This is a genomic window from Streptomyces sp. NPDC003327, from assembly GCF_053589515.1.
Map to the genome: position 1 here is coordinate 1 of NZ_JBSFSA010000024.1, position 23,892 is coordinate 23,892.

The window sequence follows — 23,892 nt, forward strand, 5'->3', positions numbered from 1 at the left end:
CGGGGCCTTCGAGACCGGGACCGGGGCCGGTGCCGGGCGCGCACGGCGCACGGGGTCACCGCGCGCAGGTCACGGCCGGGGGGCAGGGGCGGTGATCCAAGGGGGAACTGTTGTCGGTTGGTCGCCGGTCGGTGCGGCGGCGGCCGGGAATGCGGGCGGGAGCGCGGTGGTGCGAGGCCCTCAGGCCGACGTGGTCGCCAGGGTGATCGTGCCGTCGGGTGCCGTCCCGATCCGCAGCTCGGTCAGGTCCGTGACGTACAGGTCGGGCTCGAGGGCCGCCGCGCGCGGGCCGACGCCCACGATGCGCATGCCGGCCGCCCGGCCCGCCCGGATCCCGGCCTCGGAGTCCTCGAAGACGACACAGTCCGCCGGGCCGAAGCCCAGCTCCGCCGCCCCCTTGAGGAAGCCCTCCGGGTCCGGCTTGCTCGCCCCGACGCGCTCGGCGGTCACCCGGGTCTCCGGCATCGGCAGCCCCGCCGCGCCCATCCGGGCCTGGGCGAGGGCCTCGTCCGCCGAGGTCACCAGGGCGTGCGGCAGCTCCGCGATCGCGGCCATGAAGGCGTGGGCGCCGCCGACGGGCACGACTCCGTCGAGGTCGGCGGTCTCCTCGGCGAGCATGAGGCGGTTGTCCGCGTGGTTCTGCTCCATGGGACGGTCGGGGAGGAGGACCGCCATCGTCGCGTACCCCTGGCGGCCGTGGACGACCTTGAGCACCTCGTCCCCGTCCAGGCCCTGCCGCTCCGCCCAGCGGCGCCAGCAGCGCTCGACGACGGCGTCCGAGTTGACGAGGGTGCCGTCCATGTCGAGAAGGAGGGCGCGGGCGGTGAGCTGTGCCGGGGTGCTGGCAGGCATCGGGGTCTCCAGAGGGGTGGTACGGAGAACGAAGCGGTCCCGCCCACCGGTCAGGGAGTGCGGGCGGGGCCACTTTGTTTTTCCACGATACAAAACCGGGGGCCGTCTTGGCCAACCCGGTCCGCATGCCGGTACCGCCGGCCCCCGCCCGTGACCGCCCGACCGCGACGCGGCCACCCTCCTCGGGGTTCCGGGCCGCGTCTCAGCCGCCCGTGTTCCGCTCCAGGACCTCGCGGGTGCGGGGGCCGTACACGCCCTCCGGGTCACCCAGGATGTGCATCCACACCTGGTAGAGCGCGACCGCGTCCCGCGTGTCCTCGTCGTACTTGCCGTTGATCCGGCCGTGGTAGACCCACGCGGCGGTCAGCCTGCGCTGGAGGTCGCGCACGTCGGGCCCGCTGGAGCCGAGGCTCAGGGTGAGGACCTTCTCCGTCTCCTCGGCGGAGGGCGTCGCCGTCGGCGTCGCGCTCGTCGGCGCGGCCGTGGTCGGGGGAGCCGATGTCGGGTCGGCCGGCGGGGCGGCCGGAGCGGTCGGGGCGCTCGGGCTCGCGGTGGCCCCGGTCGGCGTCGGCGTCGGGGAGGGAGAAGCGGAGGTCTCCGCCGCCGACGGCGACGAGGAACGGGGCTCGGGGCTCGCCGAGGAGGCGGAGGGCGTGGGGGAGGGCGGCGCCTCCGACACCGCGAGGTTCAGCGACGCGCTCGTCGTCACCTCGGGCACGGCAGCCCGGTCCTCGCCCTCGTCCCCGCCGCCGAGGACGGCCGCGGCGAACGCCGCCGTACCCACCACGGCCGCGGCGGCGACCAGCGCGACCGCGCCGCCGCGCCTCCGGTTCCTCCGCCGCCCGGCGCCGGGCTCCGGCTCCACGCCGCCCACCCTGCGCAGGAGCAGCGGCACGGTCTGATCGTGCCCGGCCTCGTGCCCGGCCTCGTGGCCGGCCTCGTGCCCGGCCTCGTGGCCGTCGTGCCCGGCCGCGTACCCGTCCGGGCAGCTGCCCGGCGCGCCGCCCCCGCCCCCGCCCCCGTACCCGTACCCGTACCCGTGGTCATTGTCGGGGTACGTCTCCGCGTACGAGTCGGGCCCCGGGGGCGGGGTGGCGGCGGCCGCGTCCTCCACCCGGATCGCCGTCAGCCGGGCCGTCGGCGGGTCCCGGTGGTGGTCGGGCGCCCCGGTGGCGTGGGGCAGGCCGGGACCGCCCGGCTCCTCCGGGCTGTCCAGCGTCACGTACGGCCGGATCCGCAACGGGTCGAAGTCCTCGGCCGCCGCCCTCTCCGCCCTCGCGCAGGCGCAGCCAGGTCTCTCTCCACCGCATTCAGGACATGCGTGTCCGGTCATGATGGGTTCCCCTCCCCGATGCAACTGCGAGTGATTATGCAGTCCGTCCCGACCGGGCAGGTGAACACACGTCCCCTTCCGCCCCCTTCGGCGGCCCATATGCGGACATACGCCACGGGGGTGGGGTTCTACAGCTCCTTGCCGTACCAGATCTCCATGTACGGGCCCGTGCAGTACGCCGGGATCTCCGCGTACCCGTTCCGTACGTAGACGGACCGCGCCTCGACCAGGTCCAGGCGCGTGTTGAGGACCACCCGGCGGGCGCCGAGGCCGCGGGCCGCGTCCTCCAGGCCGCGTACGAGGAGGTCGGCGCCGCCCTTGCCGCGGAACTCGGGGCGGATGAACACGCGGGTCAGCTCGGCCCGTTCGGCGTCGAGCAGGACGACCCCGCCGCAGGCGGCCGCCCTTCCGTCGTACCGCCCGACGAGGAACTGCCCGACAGGCGGCACGAGTTGACCCAGCCCCTCGGCGATCATCTCCTCGTCGTACTCGTCCTCGGGCACGACGCGCTGGTAGTAGCTGCCCGCGACGTCGCCGAAGTAGTCGCGGCGCAGGGCGGTGGCGTCCGGGGTGTCGACGCGCTCGGAGGAGAAGGTCCAGGTCATGCGCGCCATTGTGCGGCGCGCACGCCCCGGTGCGCAGCCGAGTTCTTCGGGGGTGCGGCTCGGCTCGTCCGCCTGGGCGGAGCGGGTCAGCCCTTGGGGGACGCCTGCTGCACGACCTCGAAGGACCACAGGGTCGAACCGGTCGCGGCCGGCCTCGGCCGCTCGCCGCCGCCCTCGCCCCCGCCCTCTCCGCCGGCCGTGCCCTGGTGGGCGGCCTTCATGGAACCGTCCATCCAGTTCTGGAAGTCCTCCTCGCTGCGCCACCGCGTGTACACGAGGTACTGGTCGGTGCCTTCCAGCGGCCGCAGCAGTTCGAACCACTCGAAGCCGTCGGAGCCCTCGACGGCCCCGGCGCGCGACGCGAAGCGCTGCTCCAGGACCTCGCGCTGCTCGGCGGGGACGGTCAGGACGTTGATCTTCACCACACTGGGCACATGACACCTCTCGGAAAGCGCGGGCCGGCACTGTGCCGAGCCTTGATCACGTACGGGCAGTGTCGTACATCCGACCGTCAAAGCGGCGTGAGGCGCTCTCCCCGCGCCCCGGAGGCCCGTCGGGCCGCGCGCTTCGAGTTGAGCGCGTCCTTGAGCGCCTGGCCGGCCGCGAACTTCACGACCGAGCCGAGGCGATCTCGATCGCCTCGCGGGCTCTCACCTGGGCGCGTCGGTCACGCGGGCGAGGAGCAGGCCGTCGTACCCCTTCGTGCCGACGGTCTGGACCGCCGTCGCGTCGAGGCGGGGCTCCCGGGCGATCAGGTCGAACATCGCGCGGGTGCCGGTGATCGCCGCGTCGTCGGGGTGCGGGGAGGCGACCGCGCCGCCCCGCACCACGTTGTCGACGAGGATCAGCGTGCCCGGCCGGGACAGCCGGAGCGCCCAGTCGACGTAGTGCGGGTTGTTGGCCTTGTCGGCGTCGACGAAGACGAGGTCGAAGGGGCCCGCGCCCTCCGCTTCGAGGCGGGGCAGGCTGTCCAGGGCCGCGCCCGTGCGGACCTCGACGATGCCGTCGAGACCGGCGCGGGCGAGGTTGGCGCGGGCGACGTCCGCGTGCTTCGGGTCGTACTCCAGGGTGATCAGACGGCCGTCGGCGGGCAGGGCGCGGGCCAGCCAGATCGTGCTGTAGCCGCCGAGGGTGCCGATCTCCAGGATGCTGCGCGCGCCCTGGGCGAGGGCGAGCAGGTGGAGCAGTTTGCCCTGGTTGGGGGCGACGGCGATCTCCGGCAGGCCGGCCGCCGCGGAGTCGGCGAGTGCGGCCGTCAGGACGTCGTCGGAGGGGGCGATCGTGCCGGTGACGTAGTGGTCGACTTCCGTCCAGCGCGGGTCGGGCTGATGGCTCGTCATGCGGTCGAACGTACACCCGTGCCGGTCGTGGCGGGCCCGCGGAGGCGCCGTGCCGCGCGGCGCGCGACGGGCAGCGGGCGCCGGGCGCGCGGCTCCGGGCCCGGGAACGCCGCAGGCCCCGCCCCTCCGAGCGGAGGGCGGGGCCTTGCGGGTGCGCGAGCGGCGGCAGCGGCGGCCGGGGTGGCTCTTAGTACCAGCCGTTGGCCTGCCAGAACGCCCAGGCGGCGTTCGGGGAGCCGTAGCGCTCGTTCATGTAGTTCAGGCCCCACTTGATCTGCGTGGCCGGGTTGGTCTTCCAGTCGGAGCCGGCCGAGGACATCTTCGAGGCCGGGAGGGCCTGCACGAGGCCGTAGGCGCCGCTGGAGGAGTTGGTCGCCGTGTGGTTCCAGTGGGACTCGTGCTCGACGATCTTGCTGAACGCCGCGTACTGCGAGGCGGGCACGATCTGCCGGGCGATCTCCTGCGGGCTGGCGGCCGAGGCCGAGCCCGTCGTGCCGAGCACCGCACCGGACGCGCCGAGCAGCACGGCTGCGGAGGCGGCGAAGGTCTTCTTGCGGGCGGAGACACGAGTGGCGAGCGAGCGGAACAAAACGTCATACCTAACGTCGGGGACTTGGATCGCGCCGGGCGTTTTCGGCAAGCCGGAACCAGAGCCCGGGGGACCCGGGAACTGGGGGGAACCGGCCGTCCGAGGCGCTTCGGTGAAGCACCGGCTGCCTGGCGACGTCCACCAGAGAAGCAACTCCGCGGCGGCGGCGCAACGACCCCCTGTACGAGGCAGGTTCGGACCCGGCAGGGGGGACCCGGCGCCGCCGGTGCCGACGTTTGCGCAGGTCACCGCCGCATCTGGGGCGATTTGCCCGGGTTGTGCGGCTACTATTCCGATTCGTACGTGACCTGGGTCCTATGAGGCGCCTCACCCGGAGCGCCCTTTCCGGGCCCCTCGAATGTGACCTGGGCCTCGAAGTTCGCCCGCCGCGTGGCCCGCCGCAGCGCCCTCAGGAGCGGCCCGCCGACGGTGAGGGTCAGGACGACGGTGAGCGCGGCCCGGCCGAGGTCCCAGCCGAGCGAGGTGGCCAGGACGTACGCGAGGAAACGGACCAGGTTCTCCGCGACCGGCGCCCCCGGCACGAACGAGACCCCGCCGTCCAGGCCCTGGAGCAGCACCCAGCCCTGAAGGTTCATGACCGTGCCGTACGCGAACGCCGCCGCGAACCCGTACGCCGCCAGCATCAGCAGCTCGCCCCGGCCCCGCAGCCGCTCCGGGCCCGGCAGCAGCCCGGCGCCCATCGTGAACCAGCCCATCGACAGCATCTGGAACGGCATCCACGGGCCCACCCCGCCCGTGAGCAGCGCCGACGCGAACATCGTCACCGCGCCGAGCACGAAGCCGAAGCCCGGACCGAGGACCCGGCCGCTCAGCACCATCAGGAAGAACATCGGCTCCAGACCGGCCGTCCCCGCGCCCAGCGGGCGCAGCGCGGCCCCGACCGCCGCGAGGACGCCCAGCATCGCCACCGCCTTCGCGTCCATCCCGCAGTCCGCGATCGTCGCGACGACGACCGCGATCAGCAGCGGCAGCAGGGCGGCGAAGAGCCAGGGCGCGTCCCCGGCGTGCGAGGTCACGGCCGCGTCGGCGGCGGCGAGGAGCGGCCAGCAGAAGGCGGCCACGCCCGTGAGGGAGACCAGGAGCAGCGCGGCGACCGAGCGCGGGCCGAGCCGGATCGGGCGGGAGGAGGTCGTGGCCGGGTGGGAGGGGTCCGCGGTCGGGCGGGAGGAGTCCGCGGTCGGGCCGGGGGACGTCGGGGTCGGGCGGGGGGTCATGCGCGCAGCGCCTCCTCCACCTGCTCGACCGTGAGCCAGGCCCCGGGCGCCAGGATCTTCGCGACCTGCGGGGAGAAGGCCGGCGAGGAGACCACGACCTCCGCCGTCGGGCCGTCCGCCACCACCTCGCCGTCCGCCACGATCACCACCCGGTGCGCCAGCTCCGCCGCCAGCTCCACGTCGTGCGTGGCGAGGACGATCCCGTGCCCGTCCGCCGCGAGGGTACGGAGGTGGGCCACCAGCCGGGCCTTCGCCGCGTAGTCGAGGCCGCGGGTCGGCTCGTCGAGGAGCAGCAGCGGGGGGCGGCCCGTCAGCACCACGGCGAGCGCGAGCGCCAGCCGCTGGCCCTCGGACAGGTCCCGCGGGTGCGTGGCGTCCGCGACCCCCGGCAGCAGCTCCGCCACCAGGGCCCGGCAGGTGCCGGGCGCGGCGCCCGCGTCGGCGTCGGCCGCCGCGCACTCGGCGGCGACCGTCTCCGCGTACAGCAGGTCCCGCGGCTCCTGCGGCACCAGACCCACGTGCCGGATCAGCTCGCGCGGGTCGGTGGCGCCAGGGGCGCGGCCGGCGACGAGGACGGTGCCGGAGGTGGGGGCGACCGTGCCGACCAGGGTGTTCAGGAGGGTGGACTTGCCCGCGCCGTTGCGGCCCATCAGGGCGACCGTCTCGCCGGGGGCGACCGTGAGGTCGACCCGCCGGAGCGCCTCCACGCGACCGCGGCGCACGGCGAGCGACTCGACGCGCACGAGGACGTCGGGAGCGGAGGGAGCGGAGGGGGAGGAGGCTGCGGGGCTGACGGGCTCCGGTCCGTTCCCGCGTGCCCGCCGCCGCGGGAAGGGGAGCCCCCAGCGGCTCCCGGGTGCGGGCCGGCCCTCGGCCGGGGGCGGCCCTGAGAGGGGCCGATCCGCGGTCGCGTGCGCGGTACGACGGGGCTCGCGCCCCGCCAGCCGTTCCTTCAGGTCGCCCGCCCGGCGCCGCGCGTCCCGCACCGTCAGGGGCAGTGGCTCCCAGCCCGCGAGGCGGCCGAGGCCCACCACCGGGGGGTGGACGGGGGAGACCGCCATGATCTCGGCCGGGGTGCCGAGGCGCGCCTCCGGCAGGAGCAGCACCCGGTCCGCGTACTGGACGACCCGCTCCAGGCGGTGCTCCGCCATGAGGACCGTCGTGCCCAGGTCGTGCACCAGGCGCTGGAGGACCGCGAGGACGTCCTCGGCCGCCGACGGGTCGAGGGCGGAGGTCGGCTCGTCGAGGACGAGGACCTTGGGGTGCGTGGTCAGGACGGAACCGATCGCGACGCGCTGCTGCTGCCCGCCGGAGAGGGTGGCGATCGGCCGGTCGCGCAGCTCGGCGAGGCCCAGCAGGTCGAGGGTCTCCTCCACCCGGCGGCGCATCACGCCCGGCGCGAGCCCCAGGGACTCCATGCCGTACGCCAGCTCGTCCTCGACGGTGTCCGTGACGAAGTGCGCCGAGGGGTCCTGGCCGACCGTGCCCACCAGGTCGGCCAGCTCGCGCGGCTTGTGGGTGCGGGTGTCACGGCCGTCGACGGTCACCCGGCCGGCGAGGGTGCCGCCCGTGAAGTGGGGGACGAGCCCGGAGACCGCGCCCAGCAGGGTCGACTTGCCGACGCCCGAGGGCCCGACGAGCAGCACCAGCTCGCCCTCGGGCACGGTGAGGTCGACGTTCCTCAGGGTGGGCCCGGCCTCGCCGTCGTAACGGACGGAGACGTTCTCGAAGCGGATCAACGCGAGGACTCCTTCGGCACCGGGGCCACGAACGCGGGCAGCAGGCCCAGCAGGACGGAGGCGGCCGGCCAGAGCGGCAGCGCGGGCGCCTCCAGGGGGACGACGCCGGTGCGCAGGACGTCCGGCGCGTACGCGCTCGCCGTGATCATCAGCGCGGCCACCGCGATGCCCGACCCGGCGACCAGCCAGGACCGGGCGCCCCACCGGTCGGGCCGGTAGCGGGTGCGGACGGTCCGGCGCCCGCCGAGCCGCAGCCCGGCCACCGCCGCCAGCAGCCCGCCGGCCATCAGCGGCAGGCCGTAGCCCGCGCCCTCGGCGGCGAGCAGCCCGTACGAACCGGCACAGACCCCGAGGAGCCCGCCGAGCGTCAGGACGTTCGTCGTGCGGCGTACGGAGGCGGGGACCCGGGCCGTGCGCCCGTAGCCGCGCGCGTCCATCGAGGCCGCGACCGCGATCGACCGCTCCAGGGCGCCCTCCAGGACCGGCAGCCCGATCCGCAGCACCGCCCGCACCCCGCCCGTGCTGCGGCCCCGCAGCCGCCGGGCGGTGCGCAGCCGCACCACGTCGGCGACCAGGTTCGGCGCGAACGTCATCGCGACGACGACGGCGACCCCGGCCTCGTACAGCGCACCCGGCAGCGACTTCAGCAGCCGCGCCGGGTTGGCCAGGGCGTTCGCCGCGCCGACGCAGATCAGCAGGGTGGCGAGCTTCAGCCCGTCGTACAGCGCGAAGACCAGCTGCTCGGCCGTGACCCTGCCCCCGATCCGTACGCCACGGGCCCACTCGGGCAGCGGGACCTCGGGGAGGTCGAACAGCGGGTGGGTGCCCGGGACGGGCGAGCCGAGCAGCAGCGAGAACACGACCCGCAGGAAGACGACGAACAGACCGAGCTTCACGAACGCGCCGTACGAGCGGGCCCAGGGCGCGTCGGTGCGGCGGGCCGCCACCACGTACCCCGCGACGCCGACGACCAGGCCGAGGAGCAGCGGGTTGGTCGTCCGCGACGCGGCCACGGCGAGGCCGAGCGCCCAGATCCACCAGGCGCCGGCGTGCACCGCGTTCCCGCGCCCGGCCTCGGGCGCCCTGAGCCGCTCGAACGGGCCGGGGGCTCGGGAGCCGGAGGGGCGGCGGTCGGTCGACGGGGTGGAGGCGCTCGTGGGACGGCGGTCGGTCGACGGGGCGCGGTCGCCGGAGGGACCGCGGTCGGTCGTGCGGCGGGTGGGGCTCATCCGCGGCGGCGGGCCTTCCAGACCGCGGCCCCGCCGAGGGCGAGCACCGCCGCGCCGCCCGCGAGCACGCCGAACGACGGGCCGCCGCCGGAACCGCCGGCGCCCGCGCCGCCGCCGGAGGTCGTGGACGCGGGGACGTCCGCCGCCGGGGGTTCGGCCGCGACCTGCTCGCCGCAGCCCTGCCGCGGGTAGCCGCCGATCCCGCACAGCAGCGCCGCGCTGTCGTACCGCAGCGGCTTGACCACCGCCGCCAGCGCCTCGGCGCTCGTGGCGTCCTCGCGGACCTCGGCGCAGCCGGTCCTGAGGGGCTCGGCGGGCGGGGCCTCGCCGGGCGGGGCGTCGCGGGGGCCGCCGAAGTCGACGACGACCGCGACCCGCTTCGTACCGTCCCGTCGCGGCACACCGCCGCAGATCTCCGCGAAGTCGGGGCCGGTGGCGGGGCGGGTGGCGTCCGAGGTGTCCTCGCTGACCGCGAAGCGGAAGCCGATCGACTCGCCGTCGGCGGGCCGCGCGGTCGCGGGCCCCTCCGTGGCGTACGCCCACGCCGTCCCGGCGCCGTCGCTCTCCCAGAACGACCAGTAGCGGTACCCGGCGGCCTGCGCGGGGGCCGCCGCGCCGACGGCGAGCAGCGCGCCCGCGGCGACGGCGGTGACCCGGGCGGCCACCGGGCGCGGGGCGGTCACCGGGCGCCCGGCGGCGCGGCGCCGGGCGAGGCCGGGGAGAAGCGGTCGGGTCCGGCCCCGGGGCGTCACTTCTTGCGGCCGCTCAGGAGGAAGCCGACGCCCACGCCGACGACCGTGCCGATGCCGATGATCCACCAGATGTCGAAGCCCGACTCCTCGTCGTCCGTGGTGGAGGCCGAGGTGTCCGGGGCCTTCGGGGCCGGGCCGGTGGCGTTCAGCAGCTCGACGAGGTCGGACTCGCCGAACTCGCGCGGGTCGACGTCCATCGCCCGGGCGGCGAGGATGAGCTGCGCGTACGCGGCGGGGCCGTTCTCCTTCGCCCAGGCGGCGGAGTTCTGCTCCAGCCACTGCAGGGCGGGCTCGGCCATGCGGCCGGTCCCGGCGGCGGCGAGGGCGACGACGGCGTCGGCGGTGTTGCCGTAGTCCGGCTTCTCGGTGGTGTCGGTGGCGCCCGGCAGGGGCGGGGTGCTGAGGTGGCCGTTCTTGACGAGCGCCTTCGACAGGTAGGAGGCGCCGTTGAGGGCGGCCCGCTCGACGGTCGGCTTCGTCAGGTCGACGCAGGTCGGCGCCTGGGCGGGGGAGGCCTTGGTGGCGGTGATGCCCTTGCCGAGCCCGGCGAGGACCGCGGCGGCGGTCGCGTCGGCGTTGGCCGGCAGCGTCCCGTCCTTGTCCGGCTGGTACGCGAAGGCGCCCGGGCCCTTCTCGTCCGTGCAGGGAAGGGCGAGGGCGAGCAGCGCGTCGTACGGCGTGCGGCCCTCGGCGGAGGTGAAGGAGCCGGGCCGCACCCCGGTCGCGGCGAGCGCGCTGACGACGACGGAGGTGGAGTTGGCGTCGCTGGCGCCGCCGGGGCTGTAGCTCCAGCCGCCGTCCTTGTTCTGGACGCTCCGCAGCCAGGCGGTGCCGGACTTCACGGCCTTGTCGAGCGGCGCCGGGTCGGCGGCCTGGCGGCGGACGGCGGCGAGCGCCTGGACGGCGACGGCGGTGGCGTTGCTGTCGCGCAGGGACTTGGCGTCGCAGGGCTTGGAGGTGTCCGCGCGGTAGGAGGTGAAGGAGCCGTCCGCGCACTGCTGGCCGACCAGCCAGGTCACGGCCTGATCGGCGGGCTGGTAGCCGGTGGAGCGCTGGGCGAGGAAGGCGAGCGACTGGCGCCACACGCCGTCGTACGTCGGGTCGCCCTTGCCGTACAGGCCGGCCGGGAGCGTCGCGGCGGAGGGCGCGGGCGACGGCGCGGCGACGGCCGCGCCGGTGGCGGCGGGGCCGAGCAGGACTGCGGCGGCGGCGAGCGCGGCGGCGCCGCGGCGGACGGTGTTCATGGTGGCCTCTCCTGCGGGCACCGGACACCGGCGCACGGGGCACCGGGCTCCGGCGCCGTCATCCTCGACGGTGCCGGCGGTCACGCCCCGGCTCCCGGGCGGGGGACAGGGTCTACCCGGGGGGCGCGCCGAGGGACGGAGCGCCTCGGATTCGCAGCGGCCTTCCCCCGTACGGGCATGATGACGACCTGCTCACTCTACCGGCCCGTACGAACGCCCCCCGGGGCCGGGCACCGCTCCGCCACCCCCTCGGCCGGCCGTGGCCCCGTGCCACACTGCTCCCTCGATCGCGGGACGTCCGACTCCGTGACGTGGGAGGGGACGACTGTGTACGGGAAGAAGCGGGCCGGGGCCGCGGCCGTCGCCCTGGCCGTGGGGCTGGGCATCACGGGCTGCGGGTCCGTCAGGGCGGGGGCGGAGGCGCCGTCGTCCGTGGCGCCCCGGCCGGGGGGGACCGGGCCGCTCACCAGGGACGTGGTGAAGGCGGACGTCGAAGGTGCCGCGGCCGACGCGGGCGTTCCCGCGAACGCGCCGGAGTACGGCGAGATGCTCGACAGGGCGCCGGCCGACAGCGCGCGCCCGACGTGCGGTGCCGTCGCGTTCAAGGGGTTCGCCACCGAGGACGTCGCGGTGGACCTCGACCGGTACGAGAAGGTGCTCGGTGAACTGGCCGAGCGCAGCTGGCTGAACCTCGGGAAGGGGCGAGGGCACGAGGAGAAGGACGGGGTGGTCCACGTCGCCCAGCACACGCTCACGCAGCGCGGCTGGACGCTGGTCGCGGAGCACCGCCCCGCCGGGAGCGGCGGGGTGATCACCCTCACGGCGTTCGACACCGCGTGTGCGAAGAAGGTCGGCCCGGCCGTGAACCCGCTGGGCTGACGCCCGCACGGGGACGACGTGTGCCCCGCTTCGTCGTTCCCGCGTGCAAAACTGGGCCCTTGTTCAACGGGGGCAAGAGGCCTTCGTGCGTGCCGACTTGGGAGAACTGTGCGCAAGGCGAAGTGGGTGGCCGCGGCCGCCGGTGTGGTGTTGCTCGTGGCGGGGTGCGGCAGCGAGGGCGGTGCGGACAAGGGCGGTTCGTCCTCCGCCGGTTCGTCCTCCGCCGGTTCGTCTTCCGCCGGTTCGTCTTCCGCCGGGTCGTCCGCGTCGGGCGGTTCGGGCGCGGGCGGATCCGCCGAGGGCGGGAAGCTCGACGCGGCCGCCGTCACCAAGGAGTTGACGGACGCTGCGACCGGGGCCGGCTTCACGCAGGACGCCTCCGGCGAGCAGGTTCCGGCCGAGGCCAAGGAGTGCATGGTCAGCTGGACCGCCGACGCCGAGAAGGCGGCCGCCCCGGCGAAGTCGTACGACGCCACGGTCGCGACCCTGACCAAGGGCGGCTGGAGCGAGGAGCGCCGCTCCGGCGCGGGTGGCTCGGTGATCACGTCGCTGAAGAAGAGCGACTGGCAGCTCCAGGCGAGCAACCACTCGGCGGGCCCGCTGAAGCTCGTGATGTTCGTGGCCGTCGACGGCGGTCCGGACTGCGCGGCCGCCATCGCGGCGAGCAACGCCAAGCCGCAGGGTTCCTGACCCCGCGCCGCCCCCGCCGCCCCCGCTGGACCGCCGGTCCGGGTCCGTCGGCCGCGGACCCCGGGCCCGCGGGCGGCGGCCCCCCGGCGGCCCCCCGGCGCCCCCCAGCGGGTCCCCGGATGCCCGCCCCCGTATGCCCGCCCCCGGACGCCCGGCCTCAGCGCCGCGCCGGCTCCGGCGCGGCGGGCGCCGTCAGGTCGATCAGGCGGCAGACCGTCTCGATGTCGACCTTCACCTGTGCGATCGAGGCGCGCCCGGAGAGCCAGGTGATCAGCGCCGAGTGCCAGGTGTGCTCGATCACCCGCACCGCGGAGAGCTGCCCGGGCGTCGGGTGCTCCGTACCCATCGCGTCCAGGATGATCGCCGTCGTCAGGCGCGAGACCGTGTCGACCTCCGGGCTCACGCTCCGGTCCGCGAAGGTCAGCGCCCGCACCATGGCGTCGGCGAGCTGCGGCTCGCGCTGGAGCGCCCGGAAGGCCCGCATCAGGGTCTCCGCGACCCGCTCGGCCGGGTCGGCGGCCGCCGGTGGCCGCTTCCTGAGGGTGGTGTGCAGGTGCTGGAGCTGGTCCTGCATCGTGGCGACGAGCAGGTGGATCTTGGAGGGGAAGTAGCGGTACAGCGTGCCGAGGGCCACTCCGGCCGCCTCCGCGACCTCCCGCATCTGGACGGCGTCGAAGCCGCCGCGCGCCGCGAGCCGGGCGCTGGCGTCGAGGATGCGCCGCCGCCGGGCCTCCTGGCGCTCCGTGCGGGGAGGCGTCGCGGGTCTGTGGCCCGCCGTGCTGTCTGCGGTCATGGGTTCCCGTTCCGTGCGGTGGGGAGCGACAGTATGGCGGCCCGCCCGCCGTGGTGCGAATCACCTGTTCCGGCTCTCACCGCCGAGCTACCTGCCGGTAGATTCTGTCCTCCTTGAACGATCAAGCGAACGATCGGGCGAACGATCGGGCCGACGCTCAAGTCTGTAACTTGTTCTAGATTATCGCGAGCGGTTACGCTCCGGCGAAACGCACGCTCGAAGGGGGTCGCGCATGACCGCTGAGGCCATAGAGGCAGGCCCCCGCCAGGGCGTCACCGCGACCGGTGACCGTCCGTTGCGGATCGCTCTCCTCACGTACAAGGGCAACCCCTTCTGCGGCGGCCAGGGCGTCTACGTCCGCCACCTCTCCCGCGAGCTCGCCCGCCTCGGACACAGCGTCGAGGTCATCGGCTCCCAGCCGTACCCCACGCTCGACGAGGGCGTGCCCCTCACCGAGATCGCCAGCCTCGACCTCTACCGCCAGCCCGACCCCTTCCGCACCCCCGGGCGCGCGGAGTACCGGGACTGGATCGACGCCCTCGAGGTCGCCACGATGTGGACCGGTGGCTTCCCCGAGCCGCTCACCTTCTCCCTGCGCGCCCGCCGCATGCTCGCCGCCCGCCGCGGCGACTTCGACGTCGTCCACGACAACCAGACCCTCGGGTACGGGCTCCTCGGCGGCCCCCGCGCGCTCGGCGCCCCGCTGGTCACCACGATCCACCACCCCATCACCGTCGACCGGCAGCTCGAACTCGACGCCGCCACCGACTGGAAGCGCCGCGCCTCCGTCCGCCGCTGGTACGCCTTCACCCGCATGCAGAAGCGGGTCGCCCGCCGCGTGCCGTCCGTCCTCACCGTCTCCGGCACCTCCCGCCAGGAGATCGTCGACCACCTCGGCGTCCGCGAGGACCGCGTCCGGGTCGTCCACATCGGCGCCGACACCGACCTGTGGTCCCCGGACCCGTCCGTCGCCGAGGTCCCCGGCCGGATCGTCACCACCTCCAGCGCCGACGTCCCCCTCAAGGGCCTCGTCCACCTCGTCGAGGCGCTCGCCAAGCTCCGCACCGAGAACCCCGACGCCCACCTCGTCGTCGTCGGCAAGCGCGCCGAGGACGGCCCGGTCGCCCGGGCCATCGAGCGGTACGGGCTCGACGGCGCCGTCCGGTTCGTCAAGGGCGTCACCGACGCCGAGCTCGTCGACCTCTACCGCTCCGCCCAGGTCGCCTGCGTCCCCTCCCTCTACGAGGGCTTCTCGCTGCCCGCCGCCGAGGGCATGGCCACCGGCACCCCGCTGGTCGCCACCACCGGCGGCGCCATCCCCGAGGTCGCGGGTCCCGACGGCGAGACCTGCCTCGCCGTCCCGCCCGGCGACGCCGGCGCGCTGGCCGCCGCCCTCGCCCGGGTGCTCGCCGACCCCGAGCTGCGCGCCCGCCTCGGCGCCGCCGGCCGCGCCAGGGTCCTGGACCGGTTCACCTGGGCCAGGGCCGCGCAGGGCACCGCCGACCTGTACCGCGAGGCGATCCACGGCGCGGCCCGCGGCCGCGCCGCCGCCCCCCGCCCCTGACACCGCGGCCACCACACCCTCCGCGCAGCCACTGAAAGGCAGACTCCGTGCTGACCGTCGACTTCACCCGCTTCCCGCTCGCCCCCGGCGACCGTGTGCTCGACCTGGGCTGCGGTGCGGGCAGGCACGCCTTCGAGTGCTACCGGCGCGGCGCCCAGGTGGTGGCCCTCGACCAGAACGGCGAGGAGATCCGGGAGGTCGCCACGTGGTTCGCCGCCATGAAGGAGGCCGGCGAGGCCCCGGCCGGCGCCACCGCCACCGCCATGGAGGGCGACGCCCTCAACCTGCCCTTCCCCGACGAGTCCTTCGACGTCGTCATCATCTCCGAGGTCATGGAGCACATCCCGGACGACAAGGGCGTCCTCGCCGAGATGGTCCGCGTCCTCAAGCCCGGCGGCCGCATCGCGATCACCGTCCCCCGCTACGGCCCGGAGAAGATCTGCTGGACGCTCTCCGACGCGTACCACGAGGTCGAGGGCGGCCACATCCGCATCTACAAGGCGGACGAGCTCCTCGCCAAGATCCGGCAGGCCGGCCTCAAGCCGTACGGCACCCACCACGCGCACGCCCTGCACTCGCCGTACTGGTGGCTGAAGTGCGCCTTCGGCGTCGACAACGACAAGGCCCTGCCGGTCCGCGCCTACCACAAGCTGCTGGTCTGGGACATCATGAAGAAGCCCGCCCTGACCCGCGTCGCCGAGCAGCTGCTCAACCCGGTCGTCGGCAAGAGCTTCGTCGCCTACGCGACCAAGCCCCACCTCCCGAAGGCCGACGCCGACGCCCACGCCGTGGACGGGGCCCAGTGACCTCGCCCGAGCGGATCGCGGAACACCTCGTCCTGCCCGGGGTCCTCACCGCCGAACAGGCCGCCGAGACCGTCGCCGGCATACGCGCCGCCCAGCGCGAGGACGGCGCCATCCCCTGGTTCCGCGGCCACCACCTCGACCCCTGGGACCACACCGAGGCCGCCATGGCCCTCGACGCCGCCGGCGAACACGAGGCCGCCGCCCGCGCCTACGCGTGGCTCGCCCGCCACCAGAACGCCGACGGCTCCTGGTACGCCGCCTACCACGACGGCGACGCCGACGACGTCACCGACCGGAGCCGGGAGTCCAACTTCGTCGCGTACGTCGCCGTCGGCGTCTGGCACCACTACCTGTCGACCGGCGACGACGCCTTCCTGGACCGCATGTGGCCCGTCGTCTACGCGGCCGTCGAGTTCGTCCTCGGACTCCAGCTCCCCGGCGGCCAGATCGGCTGGAAGCGGGAGGCCGACGGCACCCCCGTCGACGACGCCCTCCTCACCGGCAGCTCCTCCGTCCACCAGGCCCTGCGCTGCGCCCTCGCGATCGCCGAGGCCCGCGAGGAGCCGCAGCCGGACTGGGAGCTGGCGGCCGGTGCGTTGGGCCACGCGATCCGCCGCCACCCCGAGCGCTTCCTCGACAAGTCCCGCTACTCGATGGACTGGTACTACCCCGTCCTCGGGGGCGCGGTCACCGGGCCCGAGGCCACGGCCCGCATCGAGGCCTCCTGGGACGCGTTCGTCGTCCCCGGCCTCGGCGTCCGCTGCGTCGTGCCCAATCCCTGGGTCACCGGCGGCGAGAGCTGCGAACTCGCGCTCACCCTCTGGGCGATGGGCGAGTCCGACCGGGCCCTGACGATCCTCCAGGACATCCAGCACCTGCGCGGCCCCGGCGGTCTGTACTGGACGGGATACGTCTTCGAGGGCGACACGGACGCCGACAGGGCCGTGTGGCCCGAGGAGCTCACCACCTGGACCGCCGGGTCGCTGCTGCTCGCGGTCGCGGCCCTGGGCGGCGAGGAGGCCACGGTCGCCGTCTTCGGCGGCGAGCGCCTGCCGAGGGGCCTCGAACCGGACTGCTGCGGCGGCTGACCGGGCCCCGTTCGGAGCCGCCCCGTTCGGAGCCGCCCCGTTCGGAGCCGCCCCGGTGGCGGTGGGCGGGGGGCGGGGCGAGGCTGGGCCCACAGTCCCCAGGGAGGTCCCGCCGTGCCCAGAACCGTGTCCCGTGGCGTCGTGGCGCTGCTGCTGTCCTGCACCCTGCTGTTCACCACCGCCGCCTGCGGCGGCGACGACACCCAGAACACGGGCAGCGCGGCCTCCCCGTCGGCGTCGGGCACCTTCGAGCAGCAGAAGCTCGCCAAGACCCGGTTCGTCGCCAACGCGGGGCTCGCTGCGGGCGCGACGTACCAGTGGATCGTGAAGCCGTACCGCGCCGGCAAGTTCCAGAAGGGCGCCGACGGCCGCACCTTCGCGCTGGTGAAGGCGGGCCTGGCCGGGGCGTTCGCCTACAACCGGCTGAAGGCGGCCGTGAACAACGCCAAGGGCGACCCGCTGCTCTCGAAGGCGGTCGCGCCGCTCTCGGCCGGCATCGAGTCGCTCAAGGACCTCGGGACCAAGCTCCGCAAGGGCGAGGCGGGCGCGGCGGACGTCGGCGCCTTCGAGAACGTCATCAACGGCGTCAAGGACGCCGGGAAGAGCGCGGGCGCCGAGGTCGTCGACAAGGTGCCGAGCACCTCGCAGCTCGGCGGCTGAGCGCGCCCGCCCGCGCCTTTGTGACGGCAGGTCGGATCGTGCGTACGGCAGCGGCCCCTCGCCCGGAAGGGATTCCGGGGGAGGGGCCGCCGTCGTCGCGCGCGAGTGGACGCAGGGGTGTCAGCCGCGCTGGATGCCCGTCGTGTCCTGGAGGACGCCGCGACGGCCGTCCTGCGTCTGCGCCACGAGCGCCTGGCCACGCTGCTCGACCGCCAGGTACCAGGTGCCCGGCGCCAGTTCGGCGACCGGCGACGGCGAGCCGTCCTCCGCGTACAGCGGGCGGGCCACCGGCACGGCGAACCAGAACGGCGCGAAGTCCCCGGCCGGCTGCTGCGCCTGCGTCGCGGACTGGCCCTGCGGCTGCTGTGCCTGCGGCTCCGGCTGCTGGGCCTGCTGCTGCGACGCGTGCTGCTGCTGCTGGGCGTGGGCCTGCGCGCCGTACGGCTGGCCGGCACCCTGCGAGGCGTCCTGCGGGCCGCCGACGCCGTACGGCTGCTGCGCGCCCGGGTAGCCGTAGCCGCCGGGGACGCCCGGCTGGCCCGGGTGGCCCTGCTGGCCCGGCTGCATCCCGTACGGCTGCGGCGTCTGCGGCTTGGGCGCGCCCATCAGCGGCGCCTTGAGCGCGGGCACCAGCGGGGCGGCGACGGCCGCACCGGCGGCCACGAGGGCGGCGATCAGGCCGAGGATCAGGCCCGCGCCCGCGTTGTGGGCCTCGAAGACCCACATGAGCAGGGTCCAGGCGGAGGCGATGGTGAAGGCGGCGCCGACCTGGCCGAGCTCCAGACCGGCCACCTTGCGCTGCTGCGGCAGCCCGTGGGAGAGGACGACGAGCGCGACACCGACGATGCCCAGGAAGAAGGAGCCCCAGCCCAGCGGGGAGGCCTCCCAGGAGTTCGGGATGTCGACCTGCTCGCAGAGCGCCTCGGGGCCGTCACAGCTGGAAGTGCCCAGGAACGAGGCGATGAACAGCACGACCGCTGCACCGATCAGCACGCCATCGCCTCGGGTGAGGGAGCGGATATTCACGTAAGAGTCCTTCGTCGGGTCGTCGTCGTGTCGGGCTGGCGCCGGAGTCGTGGCACGGGGGCGGCCCCATCGTACGGAGCGAATCTATCGTCCGCCGGTCCTACCCCTTGAGGTAGGTCTCGATGCCGTCGGCGAGGCCGCGCGCCGCCTTCTGCCGCCAGGCCGTCGACGCGAGCAGTCCGGCGTCCTTCGGGTCACGCATATTGCCGCATTCGACGAAGACCTTGGGGGCGGTCGAGAGATTCAGTCCGCCGAGGTCGTCCCGGACGTCCAACCCGGTACCGCCGCCGAGGTAGTTGGCGGGCGGCATCCCGGTGGCGGCGCCGAACGCGGCGGCGATCCGCTCCCCGAGGTCGCGCGAGGGGGCGACGATCGGGCCGGTGTCGGCCGCGCCTCCCCGGACGCGGGCGGGCAGGATCACGTGGAAGCCGCGGTTGCCGACGGCCGAGCCGTCCGCGTGGACGGAGACGACGGCGTCGGCGCGGGCCTCGTTGCCGATCCGGGCCCGCTCGTCGATGCACGGGCCCCAGGGGCGGTCGGCGTCGTGGGTGAGGACCACCGTGGCGCCGCGCGCCGTGAGCAGGTCGCGCAGCCGGTGCGAGACGTCGAGGGTGAACGAGGCCTCGGTGTAGCCGTCGTTCGTGGAGGTGCCGGTGGTGTCGCACTCCTTGCGGCCCGTGCCGATGTTCACCTTCTGGTTGATTTCCGATGAGTGGCGGAAATTGCCCGGATTGTGACCCGGGTCGATGACGACGGTCCGCCCGGCGAGCGTCCGCGCCGACGGCGGCGCGGACGACGGCTGCGCGGAGGAGGGCGGGGCCGCGGTGGGCGGGTCGGACGGCGCCGCGGTCTCCTGCCGGGGCGCGTCGCCCCCCTTGCCCGGCGCCTGCCCGGCCCGCGGGTCCTGCCCGCTCCCGCACCCGGCGAGCGCGGTGCCCACCCCCAGGGCGGCGAGCGCGAGGGCGAGCGCGCGGGGGGCGGGGGAGCGGCGGGCGTTCTGGTGGCTGCTGCGGCGGCGGTCGTACGGCACCCCGTGACTCTAGGGCCTCCGGGTGGCGAAATCCCGTACCCCTCGGGTCCCAGCTCGGTCACCGCTGTCGCCATTCGGTGGACGCGTGTGCGCGGACCGTGAAGGGTAGGTACCGAGGGCGACGGTGGGGTGTCACCGCGCATGGACCACGAGGGGGAACCGTGGTGGGGGAAGAACCGAACGACGCACGTCCCGAACGTCCCGAGAACGCTGACGACAGCGGCGGCAGGGAGCCCGGCGGTACGGGCGGGGGCTTCGGCCCGCCCGTGCCCCCCGCGGCGCCCTGGGAGGCACCGGCGCCCGGCTACGGGCCCCCGCCCGCGACCGCGCCCGGCTGGGCCGGGGCCGGGACGATCCCGCCGCCGCCCGCCGCGCCGCCCGGCTACGGACCGCCGCCCGGGCAGCCGCCGCGCGGCGAGCCGAAGCCCGCCCAGGCGGTGCTCGTCGGCCTGCTCAACCTCTCCTGCCTGGGCCTCGGCTACGTGCTGCTGCGCCACTGGCTCGGCGCCGCGCTCTGCTGGGCCGCCACCGCCGCCCTGCTCCTGCTCGCGCTCCCCGCCGACGTCGACGGCGTCCCCGGCGGGCTCCTCGTCGGCTACGGCATCGTCCTGCTCCTCGCCGCCGCCGACGGCGCCCGCCGCGGGCTGCGCGCCGAGCTGCGGATCGGCGCCGCCTTCCGGCGCCTGGCCCTGCCGCTGGCCGTCGTGCTGCTCGCGGTGCCCGCGGGCGGCTCGCTCGCGTACGGCGCGGCCCGCGACGAGGCGATCGAGCAGTCGCTCCTGGACCGGCTCGCCGCCGCCGACGCGCTGGTGCGGGGCCACGAGGGCCAGCGGTTCGCCTCCTCCGAGACCGACTACCGCGCCGCGCTCGCCGCGTACCAGCTGCTCGCAAGGGACCACGCCGACTCGCGCGCCGGGAAGCTCGTGCCGAGCCGCCTCGACGCGTACTACAAGAGCGTCGCCACGCCGTACGACCGGAAGGACTACTGCCAGGCGGTCCCCGCGCTCACGCACCTGCGCGAACTCCCCGCCACCGTCGACAAGGCCCTCCTCGGCAGCCGGCCCGCCACGGCCGACGAGCCGCTGGCCCACTCGCTCTACGAGTGCGGGGTCGCCGCGCTCGGCACCTCGGCCACCCCGTCCGCCGAGGACAGCATCAACGAACTCACCAGGACCTTCCCGCGGTCGCCGTACATCGCCCGGGTCGGCCCCGCCGTCCAGGGCGCCGTGGACGCCCGCGCCGCCGAGCTCGACGGCGCCGAGCCCTGCGCGACCACCGACGACCTGCGCACGGTCCGCGCCTCCGCCGCGGCCATGACGGAGGCGCCCGTCGACAAGGCCGTGCGGAGCGCGGACCGGGCCCTGGAGAAGGGCGTCTTCGCCTGCGGCACCGACCAGTTCAAGGAGGAGGAGTTCGAGGAGTCCGCCGCGACCATGACGGACTTCGTCAAGGACTACCCGAAGAGCGCCCGCGCCGACCACGCCCGTGCGATCGCCATCGCCGCCGAGATCGCCCAGGAGGAGCCCGCGGCGGGCAAGACCCTGCCGCGCGCCGACGAACCGGGCGGCGCGCGGATGGTCATGGTGGTGAGCAACGACGCCCCCGACGAGGTGGAGCTGCTCTACACCGGCCCGGTCACCGGCAAGATCACCCTCAAGCCCTGCGCGGGCTGCCGGAACTACGACCGCTTCGAGCTGCTGCGCCGCGGCTTCAAGCCGTGCGCCGGACCGTCGTCGAAGTACCCGAAGGCGACGATCACGCTCCCCGCCGGGAACTACCACCTGCTCCAGAAGCGGACCGACACCGATCTGTCCTCGGCCGGTGACACCAAGACCAGCAAGGCGAAGATCGAGCCCGGCTACAGCTACACCAACTGCCTGTACGTGACCGAGGGCTCGTCCCTGCTCCAGCCCTGACGTCACGGGCCCCGGCCCCGACCCGTTCGTCCGGACGGCCGTCACCTTTCGAGGGGGCGGCCGTGGGAGTCCTCGTTGATCTTGTGCGTTCTCGATCTCCCGACGGAAGACGGATGAACACCACGGCGGTCCTCGACCGCGACCCCACGACGCCTCCCTTGACCTGGTCCTCGACCTGGGCGTCCGCGTGGACCCGTACCACCTGATCGCCGGGCGGATCGACCCCGCCGAGACCGTTCCCGGCGGCGGGGCCACCGGCGACACCGTCAGCGGCGGCGCAGGACCCGCAGCGAGTCGGTGACCGAGACCTCCTCGAAGTCGCCCGACTCCAGCGCGCGGAGGTAGATCCGGTACGGCGCCTGGCCGCCGTCCGCCGGGTCCGGGAAGACGTCGTGGATGACGAGCAGGCCCCCGGGGGCGACCTTGGGGGCCCAGCCCTCGTAGTCGTTCGTGGCGTGCTCGTCCGTGTGCCCGCCGTCCACGAACACCAGGCCGAGCTGCCCCGCCCACACCCGCGCCACCTGCGGGGAGCGGCCGACGACCGCGATCACGTGCTCCTCAAGGCCCGCCTTGCGCAGGGTCCTGCGGAACGTCGGCAGCGTGTCCATCGCGCCGACCTCAGGGTCCACGACCGTCGGGTCGTGGTACTCCCACCCCGGCTGCTGCTCCTCGCTGCCCCGGTGGTGGTCGACCGTGACGGCCACCGTCCCCGCCTGCCGGGCCGCGTCAGCGAGCAGGATCGTGGACCGCCCGCAGTACGTGCCGACCTCCAGCAGCGGAAGCCCGAGCTTCGCCGCCTCGACGGCCGCCCCGTACAGGGCGAGCCCCTCCCCGACGGGCATGAAGCCCTTCGCGGCCTCGAAGGCGGCAAGGATCTCGGGCGAGGGCTCGGACATGGTGCTCTCCTACTGGCGGGTACGCGGGTACGGGCGCCCATCGTGCCCTATGCGTCGCAGGCGAACCACACCGTCTTCCCGTCGGCCCGCTCCTCCACGCCCCACCGGTCCGTGACCGCCTCCACCAGCACCAACCCCCGCCCGCCGTCGTCCAGCGGCCCGCCCGCCTTCGCGACCAGAGCCCCGGGCACGCCGTCGGACACCTCCACCCGCAGTCCCTCCGGCTCCCGCAGCATCAGGACGCGGCAGCGACGGTCGGGCACGTGCCGGACGACGTTCGCGACGAGCTCGGTGAGGGCGAGCGTCGACGCGTCGGCGAGGTGGTCGAGCCCCCACCGCGTGAGGAACACGCGCAGGATGTGACGCATGTGACCTGCGGAGTGCTCACCCACCGTGAAGCCCATGCGGTAGGCCGTCCCAAGTTCTGCGGGATAGAGGTCTGTTGCCTGATTCATGCCTCCAGAGTGGCCCCGGTTCGTTACGCTCGGCTACGGGCCGAACACAACGCCTCGGTCCGTGAGCTTGGGGGTGACCTCGTCGTGGTCAACATCCGTGACCTGGATCCGAGCGCTTCGCCGCTCGACTACTACGGTTCGGAACTCCGGCGCCTGAGGGAGGAGGCGAACCTCAACCAGGCGCAGTTGGGTTCGATCCTCTTCTGCACGGCGTCCCTCGTGGGCCAGATAGAGACGGCGAAGAAGGTCCCCACCCGCCAGTTCTCGGAACGCCTGGACGCGGCGCTGATGACGGACGGGGCGTTCTCGCGGCTGGTGGGGCTGGTGCTGAGGAGCCAGCTCCCGGCCTGGTTCCAGGCGTACGCGGAGATGGAGGCGCGGGCGACGTACCTCTCGACGTACCAGTCGCAGCTGGTCTACGGCCTGCTCCAGACGGAGGAGTACGCCAGGGCCGTGCTCAGCGTCGAGAACGCGGGGCGGCTGGACGAGGTGGTGGCGGCGCGGATGGACCGCCAGCGCATCCTGGAGCGGGAGAACCCGCCGGTGATGTGCGTGGTCCTGGACGAGGCTGTACTGCACCGGGAGATCGGCGGCGCCGCGGTCATGCGGAAGCAACTCGCCCACCTGTTGGGCTTCCGCGACCATCCGTGGGTCCAGGTGCAGCTGCTGCCGTTCTCGGTGGGCCAGCACCCCGGCCTGCTGGGGTCGTTCAACGTTCTGCGCTTCGACGACGACCCGGATCTCTTCTACTCGGAGACCTACGACTCCGCTCATATGACCGCCAATCCGCAAGTGATCAGGGAATGTTCCGTGGGCTACGCTCGACTGCAGGCCTCGGCCCTCTCCCGGGAGGAGTCGGCGGCCCTGATCGCACGCGTGATGGAGGAACGGTATGGACAACGGCCAGGATCTGCGGTGGCGTAAGTCGTCCTACAGCGGCTCCAACGGCGGCGACTGCGTCGAGTGCGCCCCGCTCGGCGCCGCCGCCTGGCGTAAGTCGTCCTACAGCGGCCCCAACGGCGGCGACTGCGTCGAGGTCGCCCCCCTCGACGCACACGTCGCCGTCCGGGACTCCAAGAACCCCGCAGGGCCCGTCCTCGTCGCCCGTCCCGGGGCCTTCACCGCCTTCGTGCGGGCCGCCGCCGAGGGGCGTATCGGGCGCTGACGGGCG

At 74.7% G+C, this 23,892-nt stretch carries 25 protein-coding genes; 9 read left to right on the forward strand and 16 right to left on the reverse strand.

Going from position 1 to position 23,892, the window contains the following annotated elements:
- Positions 1-180: 180 nt before the first annotated feature.
- The 11 genes from ACWDVG_RS19205 to ACWDVG_RS19255 all read right to left on the reverse strand — a co-directional run bounded on the left by ACWDVG_RS19205 (position 181) and on the right by ACWDVG_RS19255 (position 10,918).
- Positions 181-852 (reverse strand): HAD-IA family hydrolase, encoded by a 672-nt coding sequence (locus ACWDVG_RS19205; protein WP_451700450.1) that lies wholly within the window; start codon positions 850-852, stop codon positions 181-183.
- A gap of 202 nt (positions 853-1,054) precedes the next feature.
- The gene (locus ACWDVG_RS19210; RefSeq protein ID WP_451700451.1) at positions 1,055-2,074 is read right to left on the reverse strand and encodes a peptidoglycan-binding protein; all 1,020 of its coding nucleotides are present in this window, start codon (positions 2,072-2,074) and stop codon (positions 1,055-1,057) included.
- A gap of 239 nt (positions 2,075-2,313) precedes the next feature.
- The gene (locus tag ACWDVG_RS19215) at positions 2,314-2,799 is read right to left on the reverse strand and encodes a GNAT family N-acetyltransferase (RefSeq protein ID WP_451700453.1); all 486 of its coding nucleotides are present in this window, start codon (positions 2,797-2,799) and stop codon (positions 2,314-2,316) included.
- 77 nt (positions 2,800-2,876) lie between these two features.
- Positions 2,877-3,224, reverse strand: a complete 348-nt coding sequence (locus ACWDVG_RS19220; protein ID WP_451700454.1) for an antibiotic biosynthesis monooxygenase family protein — start codon at positions 3,222-3,224, stop codon at positions 2,877-2,879.
- A gap of 216 nt (positions 3,225-3,440) precedes the next feature.
- The gene (locus tag ACWDVG_RS19225) at positions 3,441-4,130 is read right to left on the reverse strand and encodes an O-methyltransferase (protein WP_451700455.1); all 690 of its coding nucleotides are present in this window, start codon (positions 4,128-4,130) and stop codon (positions 3,441-3,443) included.
- A gap of 187 nt (positions 4,131-4,317) precedes the next feature.
- A complete protein-coding gene (locus ACWDVG_RS19230; RefSeq protein WP_451700456.1) occupies positions 4,318-4,719 on the reverse strand; it encodes an aggregation-promoting factor C-terminal-like domain-containing protein in 402 nt (133 codons plus the stop codon).
- A gap of 287 nt (positions 4,720-5,006) precedes the next feature.
- Positions 5,007-5,954 carry an ECF transporter S component gene (locus tag ACWDVG_RS19235; RefSeq protein ID WP_451700457.1) on the reverse strand — a complete coding sequence of 316 codons (948 nt, stop codon included), beginning with the start codon at positions 5,952-5,954 and terminating at the stop codon, positions 5,007-5,009.
- Complete coding sequence (locus ACWDVG_RS19240; protein ID WP_451700458.1) at positions 5,951-7,693, reverse strand: ABC transporter ATP-binding protein; 1,743 nt, start codon at positions 7,691-7,693, stop codon at positions 5,951-5,953. Before ACWDVG_RS19240 ends, ACWDVG_RS19235 begins: the two co-directional genes overlap by 4 nt.
- Positions 7,690-8,922 carry an energy-coupling factor transporter transmembrane protein EcfT gene (locus tag ACWDVG_RS19245; RefSeq protein ID WP_451700459.1) on the reverse strand — a complete coding sequence of 411 codons (1,233 nt, stop codon included), beginning with the start codon at positions 8,920-8,922 and terminating at the stop codon, positions 7,690-7,692. Before ACWDVG_RS19245 ends, ACWDVG_RS19240 begins: the two co-directional genes overlap by 4 nt.
- Positions 8,919-9,605: an SCO2322 family protein gene (locus ACWDVG_RS19250; protein ID WP_451700460.1), complete on the reverse strand. Its 687-nt coding sequence runs from the start codon at positions 9,603-9,605 to the stop codon at positions 8,919-8,921. Before ACWDVG_RS19250 ends, ACWDVG_RS19245 begins: the two co-directional genes overlap by 4 nt.
- A gap of 65 nt (positions 9,606-9,670) precedes the next feature.
- Entirely contained in the window at positions 9,671-10,918 is a 1,248-nt protein-coding gene (locus ACWDVG_RS19255) for a prenyltransferase/squalene oxidase repeat-containing protein (RefSeq protein ID WP_451700461.1), read from the reverse strand.
- Positions 10,919-11,245: 327 nt separating this feature from the next.
- Between ACWDVG_RS19255 and ACWDVG_RS19260 the strand changes: the two genes are divergently transcribed.
- Positions 11,246-11,797, forward strand: a complete 552-nt coding sequence (locus tag ACWDVG_RS19260) for a hypothetical protein (RefSeq protein ID WP_451700462.1) — start codon at positions 11,246-11,248, stop codon at positions 11,795-11,797.
- A gap of 108 nt (positions 11,798-11,905) precedes the next feature.
- Complete coding sequence (locus ACWDVG_RS19265) at positions 11,906-12,487, forward strand: hypothetical protein (RefSeq protein WP_451700463.1); 582 nt, start codon at positions 11,906-11,908, stop codon at positions 12,485-12,487.
- 157 nt (positions 12,488-12,644) lie between these two features.
- Here ACWDVG_RS19265 and ACWDVG_RS19270 read toward each other — a convergent pair whose 3' ends face one another.
- Complete coding sequence (locus tag ACWDVG_RS19270; RefSeq protein ID WP_451700465.1) at positions 12,645-13,280, reverse strand: TetR family transcriptional regulator; 636 nt, start codon at positions 13,278-13,280, stop codon at positions 12,645-12,647.
- Between the two features lie 232 nt (positions 13,281-13,512).
- Between ACWDVG_RS19270 and ACWDVG_RS19275 the strand changes: the two genes are divergently transcribed.
- The 4 genes from ACWDVG_RS19275 (at position 13,513) to ACWDVG_RS19290 (ending at position 17,398) form a co-directional block, all read left to right on the forward strand.
- Positions 13,513-14,844 (forward strand): glycosyltransferase family 4 protein, encoded by a 1,332-nt coding sequence (locus ACWDVG_RS19275; protein ID WP_451700467.1) that lies wholly within the window; start codon positions 13,513-13,515, stop codon positions 14,842-14,844.
- Positions 14,845-14,891: 47 nt separating this feature from the next.
- Positions 14,892-15,650, forward strand: a complete 759-nt coding sequence (locus ACWDVG_RS19280; RefSeq protein WP_451700468.1) for a class I SAM-dependent methyltransferase — start codon at positions 14,892-14,894, stop codon at positions 15,648-15,650.
- Positions 15,647-16,738: a prenyltransferase gene (locus ACWDVG_RS19285; RefSeq protein WP_451700470.1), complete on the forward strand. Its 1,092-nt coding sequence runs from the start codon at positions 15,647-15,649 to the stop codon at positions 16,736-16,738. Before ACWDVG_RS19280 ends, ACWDVG_RS19285 begins: the two co-directional genes overlap by 4 nt.
- A 114-nt stretch (positions 16,739-16,852) precedes the next feature.
- On the forward strand, positions 16,853-17,398 hold the full coding sequence (locus ACWDVG_RS19290) for a hypothetical protein (RefSeq protein WP_451700471.1): 546 nt from the start codon (positions 16,853-16,855) through the stop codon (positions 17,396-17,398).
- 120 nt (positions 17,399-17,518) lie between these two features.
- Here ACWDVG_RS19290 and ACWDVG_RS19295 read toward each other — a convergent pair whose 3' ends face one another.
- Positions 17,519-18,424, reverse strand: coding sequence for a DUF5336 domain-containing protein (locus ACWDVG_RS19295; protein WP_451700472.1), 906 nt, complete (start codon positions 18,422-18,424; stop codon positions 17,519-17,521).
- A 100-nt stretch (positions 18,425-18,524) separates the two neighbouring features.
- Positions 18,525-19,454, reverse strand: coding sequence for an N-acetylmuramoyl-L-alanine amidase (locus ACWDVG_RS19300; RefSeq protein ID WP_451700473.1), 930 nt, complete (start codon positions 19,452-19,454; stop codon positions 18,525-18,527).
- A gap of 161 nt (positions 19,455-19,615) precedes the next feature.
- Between ACWDVG_RS19300 and ACWDVG_RS19305 the strand changes: the two genes are divergently transcribed.
- Entirely contained in the window at positions 19,616-21,370 is a 1,755-nt protein-coding gene (locus tag ACWDVG_RS19305) for a hypothetical protein (RefSeq protein WP_451700474.1), read from the forward strand.
- A gap of 266 nt (positions 21,371-21,636) precedes the next feature.
- Here ACWDVG_RS19305 and ACWDVG_RS19310 read toward each other — a convergent pair whose 3' ends face one another.
- Complete coding sequence (locus ACWDVG_RS19310) at positions 21,637-22,266, reverse strand: class I SAM-dependent methyltransferase (RefSeq protein WP_451700475.1); 630 nt, start codon at positions 22,264-22,266, stop codon at positions 21,637-21,639.
- Between the two features lie 47 nt (positions 22,267-22,313).
- Positions 22,314-22,721, reverse strand: a complete 408-nt coding sequence (locus ACWDVG_RS19315) for an ATP-binding protein (protein WP_451700476.1) — start codon at positions 22,719-22,721, stop codon at positions 22,314-22,316.
- 84 nt (positions 22,722-22,805) lie between these two features.
- Between ACWDVG_RS19315 and ACWDVG_RS19320 the strand changes: the two genes are divergently transcribed.
- Together ACWDVG_RS19320 and ACWDVG_RS19325 are read left to right on the forward strand one after the other, a co-directional pair.
- The gene (locus ACWDVG_RS19320) at positions 22,806-23,645 is read left to right on the forward strand and encodes a helix-turn-helix domain-containing protein (RefSeq protein WP_451700477.1); all 840 of its coding nucleotides are present in this window, start codon (positions 22,806-22,808) and stop codon (positions 23,643-23,645) included.
- Positions 23,614-23,886, forward strand: coding sequence for a DUF397 domain-containing protein (locus ACWDVG_RS19325; RefSeq protein ID WP_451700478.1), 273 nt, complete (start codon positions 23,614-23,616; stop codon positions 23,884-23,886). Before ACWDVG_RS19320 ends, ACWDVG_RS19325 begins: the two co-directional genes overlap by 32 nt.
- Positions 23,887-23,892 lie beyond the last annotated feature (6 nt).

Excerpts from the sequence above, each read along its gene's own strand:
- ACWDVG_RS19205 (WP_451700450.1), bottom strand. The coding sequence starts at position 852 with ATGCCTGCCAGCACCCCGGCACAGCTCACCGCCCGCGCCCTCCTTCTC.
- ACWDVG_RS19215 (WP_451700453.1), bottom strand. The coding sequence starts at position 2,799 with ATGGCGCGCATGACCTGGACCTTCTCCTCCGAGCGCGTCGACACCCCG.
- ACWDVG_RS19225 (WP_451700455.1), bottom strand. The coding sequence starts at position 4,130 with ATGACGAGCCATCAGCCCGACCCGCGCTGGACGGAAGTCGACCACTAC.
- ACWDVG_RS19235 (WP_451700457.1), bottom strand. The coding sequence starts at position 5,954 with ATGACCCCCCGCCCGACCCCGACGTCCCCCGGCCCGACCGCGGACTCC.
- ACWDVG_RS19245 (WP_451700459.1), bottom strand. The coding sequence starts at position 8,922 with ATGAGCCCCACCCGCCGCACGACCGACCGCGGTCCCTCCGGCGACCGC.
- ACWDVG_RS19255 (WP_451700461.1), bottom strand. The coding sequence starts at position 10,918 with ATGAACACCGTCCGCCGCGGCGCCGCCGCGCTCGCCGCCGCCGCAGTC.
- ACWDVG_RS19270 (WP_451700465.1), bottom strand. The coding sequence starts at position 13,280 with ATGACCGCAGACAGCACGGCGGGCCACAGACCCGCGACGCCTCCCCGC.
- ACWDVG_RS19275 (WP_451700467.1), top strand. The coding sequence starts at position 13,513 with ATGACCGCTGAGGCCATAGAGGCAGGCCCCCGCCAGGGCGTCACCGCG.
- ACWDVG_RS19310 (WP_451700475.1), bottom strand. The coding sequence starts at position 22,266 with ATGTCCGAGCCCTCGCCCGAGATCCTTGCCGCCTTCGAGGCCGCGAAG.
- ACWDVG_RS19315 (WP_451700476.1), bottom strand. The coding sequence starts at position 22,721 with ATGAATCAGGCAACAGACCTCTATCCCGCAGAACTTGGGACGGCCTAC.
- ACWDVG_RS19325 (WP_451700478.1), top strand. The coding sequence starts at position 23,614 with ATGGACAACGGCCAGGATCTGCGGTGGCGTAAGTCGTCCTACAGCGGC.